The organism is Pseudonocardia sediminis, assembly GCF_004217185.1.
GTDB lineage: Bacteria > Actinomycetota > Actinomycetes > Mycobacteriales > Pseudonocardiaceae > Pseudonocardia > Pseudonocardia sediminis.
Map to the genome: position 1 here is coordinate 4711964 of NZ_SHKL01000001.1, position 9810 is coordinate 4721773.

The window sequence follows — 9810 nt, forward strand, 5'->3', positions numbered from 1 at the left end:
CGGGAGAGGGAGAAGAAGTCACGACGAGACCGTCGGGTACTCGTCCCAAGTGCGGCCGTCCAACTCGCGGCCGTCCGCCTTAGGCGTGGCGCCGCCCCACTGCTTGAACAGAAACGGCACCTCGGCCGCGACGCACTGGTCGCGGAGCTGCCGGGCCCATGCGGTGTGCATCGGGCGATGCCCGGGCCCTGACTCGCCGCCGACGATCACCCAATGAAGAACATCAGCGACACGCAGCCGATCCCCAGTCCACGGATGCTCTTCACCCGGCTCGACCCGCCGCATCGTGGCGGCTAAGTCGACGGAGCCGAGCAGCGGCTCACACGACAGGAAGCGGACGGCGGCCGGAGTATTGAGCAGCGCGGGGACCCGGAGATCAGCGCGCTTCTGGTCCTCTACGGAGACGCCCAGCCAGACATTCGGCAGCGGCCAATTCGCCACCTCGCGGTGATGGACCTCGGTCGCGTCGTAGTGCCGCACCTTCAGCCGGACCGACTCCTCAAAAGCCGGACTCGACAGGAGGGAGCGCATGCGAGCGTGGCGTTTCGTAAGGATCTGATACGTGTGCTGCGAGGCCAGAGCCATCGTCGCGAACACCCGCGCGATGAACTCATCCGAGACACCCGCGTGGAACAAGTCCGACATGCTGTTCACGAACACCTTGCGAGGCTTGCGCCACCGCATCGGAAGGTTCAGTGCAGACGGGTGCTCGGTGATTCCGAAACCGGGACCACTGGTCTTCGGGTCGCCGTCGTTCTGATACTTCGCCTTCCCCATGCCCTTGAGTCGCTTAGCCATGGTCATCGCGTAGCAGTTGTCGCAGCCGGGCGAGACACGGTCACATCCGGTGGTCGGATTCCACGTCGCCTCGGTCCATTCGATGCTGGTTGTCATCGCGACTCTCCGGTCAGTTTCAGGGTGCGTTCGACATAGCTCAGATTCTACCGCGGAAGGGCGCCGATTAGGTTGCCTGAGCAGCACAGATCGGCCCTGTAAGCAATGGATCTGTGACCGGATCAGCGGTAAGATGTTGGGTGCGTGCAGAGATGCACCGCTCCCCCATTAAGCGGGCCCCGACGCAGATCTTGGCGGAAGTGCGCCGGAGCCCTCGACGACTCGGAGTCGCCGTGTTTGTGAGGTTATACCCATGCCTGCGCTGCTGCCCAGACTCGACGGTGATGCCGTCATGACAGACGCGCGCTTCCCCGACCGCTGGCTCACCAACCGCCAGATCCTCGGACTCCCCGCCGACGCGTTCCGGCTGTTCGTCATCGCCAACGCATGGGCCGTGTCCAACCGAACCGACGGGCGCATCGACCTGACCGACCTGTCGATGATGCCCGACCCCGCGCACGACTCGGACCGCTCCCTGCTGGTCGAGACCGGGCTGTGGGAGGCGGACACGCGGGGCTACGTGATCGCCGGGTTCGCCAACGTGCAGACCACGGCCGCGCAGCTCGCCGCCGCTGAGCAGAAGCTGGCCGCCGACCGTCTCCGGAAGGCCAAGTCCAAGCCGACCCGTTCGGACGTTCCGCCGGAAGCTCCGTCGGAATTCCGAGCGACTGTGAAGGACAGGCAAGGACCGGCTAGGACAGGAAGAACTACCGGGACCACCACTGACGACGAGTTCGTGGACTTCCCCGACCCCCGCTACCCCGCCGACAACTACGAGACTTGAAGAGGACCAGCCATGACCGACCCCGCGCCTACTCCCCGTCCAGACGCTGTTGTCCCTGAGGTTCGGGTGGACACCACCGCAGCCGACACCGCCGATGTCCGGGACCGCCTGGACTCTCTGAGTGCCCGCGCCTACGAGATTTGGGGTCAGGGGTTGGGCGTGGGTCGTCTCCCGCCCAGACGCAGGTGTCGTTGTCATTTCGGCCAGTTCCCAGTGAGCAGCCAGTGAACGGTCGACGGGACCTCATCGAGCCGGGACTCCGTCACCTCGCCGCTGTTCAGGTACGCCACGACGGCAGCGATCCGGGACTCAGCTTCGTGAAGTCGCCGACTCAGTTGTTCGACCTCGGTTGGCTGACCGGGCATCGGACGCCACTCGCCGTAGATCTTCCGGCTGATCATCCGCTGGACGTAGATCCATCGGGTGCCACAGTCGGGGCAGTCCCAGCGGCGGCCGGACCACGACGACCTGTCCTCGGGGTCCTTCGTCGGCGGAACACATCGGTGGGAGAGCCCCTGAGCGGCGCTGTGCGCGTCTCCCGCCCCTTCGTCCACTCCCGGCTCGCTGTCCCCTCCTCGCCCTTCCTGGGGGCCGGGAACGACGTCTCCCGCGCCGGCCGTCACGCCGCACGCCCCGTCCGCTCCGACTGACCCAGGATCACCCGTGCCGCCTCCATGAGCCGCTGCCGTTCCCTCCCGGACACCGACACGGGCAGAACTTTCCCGCCGCGCCTCGGGTTGGACTGGCATACACACGACTCGTGGGGGCGGTTGCACCACTCGTGGATCAGCTCCGCAACAGCCTCAGCGGCGGGCATCACTTCGCACCGACCGGGGCGACCTTCGTGACCTTCCACGAGGCGCGGTCCACCTCGTCGATCGAGTCGTACGCCTCGTCGGCCGCCAACTCCCAGGCCGTGTCCTCGCTGTCGGCTTCGACCGTGACGACCTTCTCGGTGATCGCCCGCAGCTCCACTCGGTACTTCATCGTTCGCTCTCCTCGTCGTTGGTCTCTGTCCAGTCCCCGTCTCGTCCGCATCCCCCGGTGTGGTGCAGGGGTCGGGGACAAAGCTCGGCCGGGTCGGTGGGGTGTTCTCTCGCGCAGGCGACCCAGATGGCGGGGCGGGCGTCCAGGGCGGTCACGAGAGCTCCACCTCGGCCGCGCGGAACTTCTCCGGGAAGAAGAAGCACCTCGTGCACGTCTTGAAGTTCTCCGGCGCCGGGAACTCCCGGCAGTTGATGCACAACCCCTCCGACGGGCGGAACCGCTCACCGGCCGCCGGGTCCAACAGGCACGCCGGGTGGGTGTCCTCCACCGACGGCAGCCAGCACACCGGGCACGTCACGACGCCACCCGCAACGGCGCGTGCACCAGCCGCCGAACCTCACCCACCGGGACGTCGAACAACACGGCGACCTGCTCCACCGGCAGGCCAGCCCGGAACGACGCCCGGACACGGTCCTCGAGCGCCATCCGCGGCCGGTCCAAGATCCGATCCACCGTGTACACCGTTGTTCGCGTGTGCTCGGCGACCGCCTCCACCGACCAGCCCGCCTGGGTGAGCCGCACGAACAGGTCCTCGCGGTCCCGCCAGTGCAGCGACTCCGCCGGTTCACGGCCCGCGCAGCACGCCTCCCACATCGCCGCACCCGACCGGGGCGACGCCTCGTGCAGCGGCGGAATGGGGGCCAGGCGCCGGCGGATCACGACTCGTCCTGCCACCACGGCGGCATCTCGCCGTGGTCGTTGTAGTAATCCATCAAGGCGGCTCGGTCGGGGCCCGACAGGGCGTCCATCCGCCGCGCAGTCTCGACCCGATCCTGCTCAACTCGTGCGACCGCCGCGGCGATCTCGTCCGAGTCCGGAGGCGACCACCCGGCGGCCAGCAACGCGCCGACAATCTTCCGGGCCAACGCCGCGTCGTTGATCTCCTGCCACGCGGCCAGCGGAGGCAGCCCGTTCGCTTCACGGACCCGCAGGCGGTCGCGGACCTCGATCAGCACGCGCGCCGATTCCTCCGCCACAGCCATGACGTCCCGCTTAGCGGCGTAGCTACACGCGGCCAAGAACTCGATCGAGTCGCCGGCGCTCATGCCGCACCAGCCTTCCGCCGGTCCCCACCGCGGAGAACGACCCGCTGAGCCATCTCCCGAAGTCGGGAGGAAACGCGCTCTCCGAGAGCGCTCGCGAGGTCTTTCGGCGGCACGTTGGACGTGATCAGGGTGGGCTGTTCGTGCTCGTACCGGTGGTTGATCAGCCGATAGTTGATCTCCTCGTTCCACTCCGAGCCCTTCGCGGCGCCTAGGTCGTCCAAGACCAGCACGCCGCAGCGGAGGAACGGCTCGAACTCGACCTCAGAGTCAACCCGGTGTCGGGGTCGGAGCCGCCCGTACAGGTCTGCTGCGGTGATCGCCTCCCATGAACACGAGAGCCCCGACGAGGTCAGAGCTCGGATGGCGCCGTAGGCGGTGTGGGTCTTCCCGGTGCCTGTGCTCCCGATCAGCAGCAACGACGGCCCGCGGCTGATCCGAGGCACCATCGCTCCCCTGGACAGACCGGCCGCGACCAGCGACCGGACCCACTCTTGCGCGTCTGGGTGGTCAAGCACCGCGCCCCGGTAGTGAGCCGGGATCCGGTCCCAGGACCGTCGGCCGGCGTCGATCGACTGCTCGCGCTGGAACGGGTCAGGGGCGTCGGTCGCGGCCAGGAATGCGCCGGTGATCGTCGGGTCGGTTGTCATCAGAACTCCTGGTCGTAGACGGAGTCGTCGGTCGGGTTCTGCCACGCCCGGTAGCCGCCGGAGGCGAGACGCAGCGCGGGGCGGGCCTGGGGCTGTTGGCGTCGGTACTCGACGGCGTTGATCAGCCAGCGGGAGAAGGCGCCGTTCCAGCTCGCAGCGCGACGGTCCTTCTCTTCGGCGTGGGCGGTGAACAGCTGGCGTTGGGCGTTGAGGTCCAGGCTGTGCTCGGCGGCGTAGGCCCGGTGCTTGTCGGTCGGTTGCCACGACGCGGGGAGCCGTATCTCGGGGCGCTTGCGCCCAGAAGAAGACGGAGTCTTCTTCTGTTCTTTCTCTTCTTCTCCTTCTCCTTCTCCTTCTGGCATCGGTCGGCCATCCGGGTGCCACAGGTCGGCCACACCAGTTGCCATGCCGCTTGCTTCACCGTTGCTATGGCACTTGCTATGACTGTTGCCATCACCTTTGACATCACTGTTGCCAGACCATCGGCTAGCCGCGCCGCGTCGCCCTGCCTCACGTCGCGCATCCCGCAGTGACTTCGCCTCACCAGCCGAACGCTGGTGTTCGAGGTAGTCGTGCACCACCGCCATCCCGGCCATCGGCTGCGGGCAGCGGTCACAGCCGTGACCCAGTTCGTGCCACAAACCAGCATCGATGAGGAGCTTCGCTACGGCGCGCTTCACGCCGGCCTGGCGGAGCAGCGGAGGCAACGGGAACGCGCCGTCGGTGAGGTTCCGCCCGCAGTAGCAGAGCGACACGACATAGGCCCAACTAGCGGCCGGGTCGTCGATCATGGCGAGCTTCGGGTTGTCCGGAAGGTCGACTGCGAGCCGGATGAACTCGCGGTAGTCGGCGGGCATGCTGCGGGCCATCAGCCAAGCTCCCCTGACTTGAAGCGGGGAGGCCGCGCCGCTCTGTGTGGCGGCACCGCCTGACTTGCTGGGCGCGTTGTCCTAGTGCCGGGGAGCGTGGCCATCGCAGACCCTCCAATCGGGGAAAAGGGGTGGAAGAACAGGTCAGGACTGATACGCCGGTGTGGCGGTCTCGCACCGCTGGCAGTGCCGCACCTCGCCCGCGGGGTCACGGCCTGGAGGGATACGGCGCCCGCAGCGAGTCCGCCGGGCCTTGATCCAAGTCGTGTACGCGCCACCGATGGCGTGAGCGACGGACCAGCCATCGGCCTCGATCCAGACGACGTCGGTGTCCTCGACAGCAGCAGTGGCCATCCCGCCGTGGTCCGGTTCCACGACCTCCCGCTCGTTCACTGAGACACCTCGCCGGAAACGTCGCAGGCCCGCTGCGCCTCCTCGGCGACCCACTGTTCCCGCACCCCTACCAGTCGTTTCACGAACTGCTCGACCTCGTCGTAGATGTAGGACTGCATGTCCCCGTGGGGGTCTAGCCACGGCTGGCCGTCCACCTGGAACCACTCCAACGCCTCGTGGATCGCCTCACCAACGGCAAGGTGGGCGTAGTGGTTCAACCAGTCGCGCTCGTCCAGGCGACGGATCTCGGAGGTCATGTACTGCATCCCCGGGTGGTCGCCAGCCGACCAGTTGCCGGTGAAAGTCGCTCCCGGGGTCTGCGCGTCGTCTAGGCGCTCTCCGGTCAGCTCCTCCGGGGTGAACCGGCGGGCCTCCTCAGCGCGGCTGTAGCGCAGCTGGAACGAGCATCGGGCAGCGACATCACGAGCGAGATCAGCGTTGTCCTCTGCGATCGAGTCGAGCTTGACCCAGTTCTCGGTGTCCGTCACGAGTCGTCTCCTTCGTCCTCGTCGGTGTCGCGCGGGGCAGGAGGCGGGAGGGTGGACGGGTGGACGCGCCCCATCCACACCCCGTCTGTGAATAGCGCCGAGCTCGAGCTGCAGCCCGGGTAGCGCTCCCCGACGACCTGCCACGAATCCATGTCCGAGTTCGGGTTCCGGCGGGGGCCAGCGATGATGCGGCCCCAGATGGTGCGGTCGCGACCGTCGCCGTATAGGCCGGACCGGAACCAGACGCGGGAACCGACCCGCAGCGTTGAATCAGTGATTCCATCAATGGCCAACAGTGATTTCATCGCTGTATCGCTCACATCGGACCCCTGCTGTAGTGGTGCGACGTGAACGCGCGGACGTCGTCGCGCAGATCGGCGGGCAGGTCCTCAATAGGGACGCCGACGTCGTGGAGAGCCTGGGCGGCGTCCTCTCGGTACTGCTCCGGGACAGACCGCAGGATCCAGTCCAGAGCGGACGCCGCACGGTCGCTCTCAGGCTGGCAGTGCTCGCAGTGCGGGTCGCTACTCACGACTCCTCCTCGCTCGTCGGTGTCGCGCGGGTTCGGAGGGAACCAAGCCCCCGCAAAGTTGGCGCCGGCCAAAACGTCAGCCGGGTCGTCAGAGGCACGGAGGACAGCCCAGATGGGGTCGGAGGTCATCGCCGCACCTGCGCGTTCAGTTGCTCGGCCCACGCCTGTGCCTGGCCCTCGAGGTCCAGCAAGTCAGACATGAACTCGCGGCCGTAGAGCGTCTTGAAGGCGCGGGAGTCGAGGACCGTCACGCCGTCGTCCGCGACCAGCTCGATCCCGACGTCCCACTGCTGCGGGTCGCGGTCGCTCTGCCGGGAGAACGACTGCCAGCGCGCCGTCTCCCGGACCTTCCGTTTGTCGGCCTCCGCCTGCTCGGTGGTCCTGCGCTCGACCCACGTGACCAGACGGTCGGACCAGGACTCACCGTGCTTCGCTGCCTGGCGGGCAGGACGGTTCTGAACCGCGACCACCACGAGCCACACCAAGGCGACGAGGAGGATCAGCACGGCGAGACCGACGATCGCTCCGGCGGGGGTGCGCATCAGCCACCCGCCGTCTGCAACTTGCGGAGCAGTTCCTCATTGGCGCGGCGGGACAGGTCCGCCAACTGCTGCGGGGTCAGCTTCGTCAGGTCGCTGCTAGCCGGCGCCGGTGAGACGCCCTGCGCGCCCTGACCGCCCGCGATGGGGCTGGTGGACACCCCCGACGTTCCGGTGCCGCCACAGCGGATCTGGGCGCCGTCCAGGCCGATGAGGCACATCGGCTCTGACAGGTCCCCGCGGCCGGTGATGCGGTAGACGAGGTTCTGGGGCCGACCGAGGGTCGCGACGAACGTGTCCGATCCGGTTGGGGCGAGCTCGGACAGGTCCGCGCCCGGGTTCGTGACGAACACGTCCCCGAACGTGGCCCGCAGGTTGTCGGTGATCGCGGTCGGGGACTGCCACACAGGGTGGGCGTCGGTGCCGAGCCTGTGGATGACGACCTTGTTCAGGGCGCCGACGTTGTGGGCGTCGACAGAGGAGATCGCGGAGATGGCGGTCGCTGAGCCCCGGCCCGACAGTGGCGTCACGAAGTCCGGCCCGTCCGGTCCTCCCAGGACGAACTCCGACGACGCCGCCGAGTTGATGGAGTCGGCCTCGTCGGGCAGCTCCCATCCGACCCGGCCGAACACGTAGTCGAAGTAGGAGCCCATCGCCTCGGTGCTGGCTCGCTGCTCAGCGGCCAGCGACAGCGGGTAGGTGGGGCCGGGGATGACGCGCCCGTCCGCGGTCCGCCCGTCACCGGAGATGGTCAGCTCCCCGGTCTTGCCGTTGTAGAGCGCCACGCCGGCGGGCTTCTCGGTGACAACCCAGAACCCGTCCTGCTCCACCAGCGGCACCACGACGTAAGGCGTCCCGGTGGGGTCGCACCAGCCGTAGGCGTCGTCGTAGGACCAGTTCACCCACCGCTGCTCGGTGTTGATGGCCCGTTCCAGGGAGTGCCCGAACACGCCGTCGAGGCGCCGGTCGGCCTCCGGGGTGAAGTCGCACGTCGACGGGTCCAAGCGCCCGGAGGTCGTGGACTTCTGTTCCAGCAGGGTCTGGTAGCCGGAGAACACGCCGCGCTGCTCGACCAGCGTGGAGAACGTGCCGTCCTCGGGGACGTACATGGTGGTCTGGGTGTCACCGGGTACATCACCGAGGTTCGACCGCACCTGCGCCTGGCTGACCGTGAACGGTGGCCGGACCGCCTGCTTCGGCAGCGGGTCGTCGGTGACCTCCACGGTCTGCGCGTAGTAGCTGGCCTGGATGTAGTTGTAGGCGAAGAACCAGCCCACGCACCCGACCAGACCGGCTACCGCCACGAGCGCGAGCGGGCCGCCGAGTCCGTTGCCTTCGTCCATGCACCAGATCGCGGCCAGGGCGATGAGGATGACGAGGACGACGGGCACGAACCAGAACCAGTTGAGGCGGAAGAACCACCACAGCTGGGTGCTGTAGTACGGGGCGAGCAGGAAGAAGGCGGCGACCACGACGACGGTCGCGGCCAGCCCTCCGATCGGTGCCTTCACAGCGTTCCTCCGGTGAGTTCGAGTTGGCTGGCCGGTGCGTCCTCGGCCGCGTAGTCGACAGGCTCGGAACCGCCCAACCGCCTATGCAGGTCCGCAATCCCCTTAGCTGTCACCCGGATCTGCGGGGTCGCGGTCTGCCGCACCCCGTCCGGGTCCGTGAAGTAGCGGGCGCGCTCGGCGACGCGGTCCAGGTCGACGTGGCGCTGGTAGGCGTGCCAGCGCCTGTCGCCGCCCTTGTGGATCCACTTCAGCTCGGCCAGGAGGTCGAACAGGCGCTTCCGGCCCAGCCCGCCGGCGCCTCGGATCACGGGGTCGCGGTCCAGGATCTTCGCGGCGTCCGCCACCGAGTAGTCGCCCTCAGCGGAAGCCAGCTCGGTCCAGGAGTGGGCGGCGGGCTTCAGGGCGGCGTTCTCGACGGCGAGACGTTCCGCTTCCTCGGCCTTGTCGGCGGCTAGGCGGAGAGCCTCAGCGAACGTGGACGGGACCTCCGGCTGACGCTGGGCGGGGACGTACCGGCCGGTGCGACGGATCTCGGCCAGGATCGCCTTGACTCGCTTCTTCAGGAGCTTCGCCTCGGGCTTGGACGAGCGGAAGATCAGCTCCCAGATGCCGTCCTCGTAGATGACGGTCATCGGCTGCGGCCCGCCAGGGGTGTGCAGGATCTGCACGCCCTTCTCGTCGTCGTCCAGGAGTCGAGTCGCTGCCCGCCCACTGCTGTAGTCCATGGCGCGGCCGAAGTCCTCGGCGACGACGAACGGGGTCTCGTCGGAGAGCTGGCCGAAACGCAGGTTCGATCCGAGAGCGTCGAACGGGCTCGTCGTGATCGCGGCAGAGTTAGTGCCGCCGGTGGGGAACGCGAGGCGCCCGGCGGTGTCGGTCATGAGTGGTCGCCTCCTGAGCAGACCTCGGAGTAGGCAGAGCCATAAGCGGTGCCGTTAGGGCGGACCAGCACGGCGCGGGAGCAGCGGGAGCAGGTCCAGCGACGCATCGAAGACATCGCGGCCGGCGGGTCGGTGCTGACGTCGTGACCGTTCACGTCCACCACGACACGGGCGACCGG

The 9810-nt window shown here is 68.0% G+C and carries 13 protein-coding genes; 1 reads left to right on the top strand and 12 read right to left on the bottom strand.

Annotated elements, in window-relative coordinates; translation table 11 throughout:
* Positions 1-18: 18 nt before the first annotated feature.
* Positions 19-894, bottom strand: a complete 876-nt coding sequence (locus EV383_RS21930; protein WP_130291668.1) for a DUF5131 family protein — start codon at positions 892-894, stop codon at positions 19-21.
* Positions 895-1147: 253 nt separating this feature from the next.
* Here EV383_RS21930 and EV383_RS21935 point away from each other — a divergent pair, with 253 nt between their 5' ends.
* Positions 1148-1678, top strand: a complete 531-nt coding sequence (locus EV383_RS21935) for a hypothetical protein (protein WP_130291669.1) — start codon at positions 1148-1150, stop codon at positions 1676-1678.
* An 816-nt stretch (positions 1679-2494) separates the two neighbouring features.
* Here the strand turns inward: EV383_RS21935 and EV383_RS31355 are convergent.
* From EV383_RS31355 to EV383_RS21985, 11 genes are all read right to left on the bottom strand, one after another.
* Positions 2495-2665 (bottom strand): hypothetical protein, encoded by a 171-nt coding sequence (locus EV383_RS31355; RefSeq protein ID WP_165438449.1) that lies wholly within the window; start codon positions 2663-2665, stop codon positions 2495-2497.
* 151 nt (positions 2666-2816) lie between these two features.
* Positions 2817-3023 (bottom strand): hypothetical protein, encoded by a 207-nt coding sequence (locus EV383_RS21940; protein WP_130291670.1) that lies wholly within the window; start codon positions 3021-3023, stop codon positions 2817-2819.
* Positions 3020-3385 carry a hypothetical protein gene (locus EV383_RS21945; protein WP_130291671.1) on the bottom strand — a complete coding sequence of 122 codons (366 nt, stop codon included), beginning with the start codon at positions 3383-3385 and terminating at the stop codon, positions 3020-3022. Before EV383_RS21945 ends, EV383_RS21940 begins: the two co-directional genes overlap by 4 nt.
* Complete coding sequence (locus tag EV383_RS21950; RefSeq protein ID WP_130291672.1) at positions 3382-3771, bottom strand: hypothetical protein; 390 nt, start codon at positions 3769-3771, stop codon at positions 3382-3384. The genes EV383_RS21945 and EV383_RS21950 overlap by 4 nt, the downstream gene beginning before the upstream one ends.
* Positions 3768-4418: an ATP-binding protein gene (locus EV383_RS21955; protein ID WP_130291673.1), complete on the bottom strand. Its 651-nt coding sequence runs from the start codon at positions 4416-4418 to the stop codon at positions 3768-3770. Before EV383_RS21955 ends, EV383_RS21950 begins: the two co-directional genes overlap by 4 nt.
* The gene (locus tag EV383_RS21960; protein ID WP_130291674.1) at positions 4418-5287 is read right to left on the bottom strand and encodes a hypothetical protein; all 870 of its coding nucleotides are present in this window, start codon (positions 5285-5287) and stop codon (positions 4418-4420) included. The genes EV383_RS21955 and EV383_RS21960 overlap by 1 nt, the downstream gene beginning before the upstream one ends.
* 389 nt (positions 5288-5676) lie before the next feature.
* The gene (locus EV383_RS21965; RefSeq protein ID WP_130291675.1) at positions 5677-6168 is read right to left on the bottom strand and encodes a hypothetical protein; all 492 of its coding nucleotides are present in this window, start codon (positions 6166-6168) and stop codon (positions 5677-5679) included.
* Positions 6169-6484: 316 nt separating this feature from the next.
* The gene (locus tag EV383_RS21970) at positions 6485-6700 is read right to left on the bottom strand and encodes a hypothetical protein (protein ID WP_130291676.1); all 216 of its coding nucleotides are present in this window, start codon (positions 6698-6700) and stop codon (positions 6485-6487) included.
* Positions 6701-6825: 125 nt separating this feature from the next.
* Positions 6826-7242, bottom strand: coding sequence for a hypothetical protein (locus EV383_RS21975; protein ID WP_130291677.1), 417 nt, complete (start codon positions 7240-7242; stop codon positions 6826-6828).
* Positions 7242-8750, bottom strand: a complete 1509-nt coding sequence (locus tag EV383_RS21980) for a hypothetical protein (protein WP_130291678.1) — start codon at positions 8748-8750, stop codon at positions 7242-7244. The genes EV383_RS21975 and EV383_RS21980 overlap by 1 nt, the downstream gene beginning before the upstream one ends.
* Positions 8747-9631 carry a phage antirepressor KilAC domain-containing protein gene (locus EV383_RS21985; protein WP_130291679.1) on the bottom strand — a complete coding sequence of 295 codons (885 nt, stop codon included), beginning with the start codon at positions 9629-9631 and terminating at the stop codon, positions 8747-8749. The genes EV383_RS21980 and EV383_RS21985 overlap by 4 nt, the downstream gene beginning before the upstream one ends.
* Between the last annotated feature and the right edge of the window lie 179 nt (positions 9632-9810).

Bases quoted from the DNA above. Each gene is read 5' to 3' on its own strand.
- EV383_RS21930 (WP_130291668.1), bottom strand. From the start codon at position 894: ATGACAACCAGCATCGAATGGACCGAGGCGACGTGGAATCCGACCACC.
- EV383_RS21935 (WP_130291669.1), top strand. From the start codon at position 1,148: ATGCCTGCGCTGCTGCCCAGACTCGACGGTGATGCCGTCATGACAGAC.
- EV383_RS31355 (WP_165438449.1), bottom strand. From the start codon at position 2,665: ATGAAGTACCGAGTGGAGCTGCGGGCGATCACCGAGAAGGTCGTCACG.
- EV383_RS21950 (WP_130291672.1), bottom strand. From the start codon at position 3,771: ATGAGCGCCGGCGACTCGATCGAGTTCTTGGCCGCGTGTAGCTACGCC.
- EV383_RS21955 (WP_130291673.1), bottom strand. From the start codon at position 4,418: ATGACAACCGACCCGACGATCACCGGCGCATTCCTGGCCGCGACCGAC.
- EV383_RS21960 (WP_130291674.1), bottom strand. From the start codon at position 5,287: ATGGCCCGCAGCATGCCCGCCGACTACCGCGAGTTCATCCGGCTCGCA.
- EV383_RS21975 (WP_130291677.1), bottom strand. From the start codon at position 7,242: ATGCGCACCCCCGCCGGAGCGATCGTCGGTCTCGCCGTGCTGATCCTC.
- EV383_RS21985 (WP_130291679.1), bottom strand. From the start codon at position 9,631: ATGACCGACACCGCCGGGCGCCTCGCGTTCCCCACCGGCGGCACTAAC.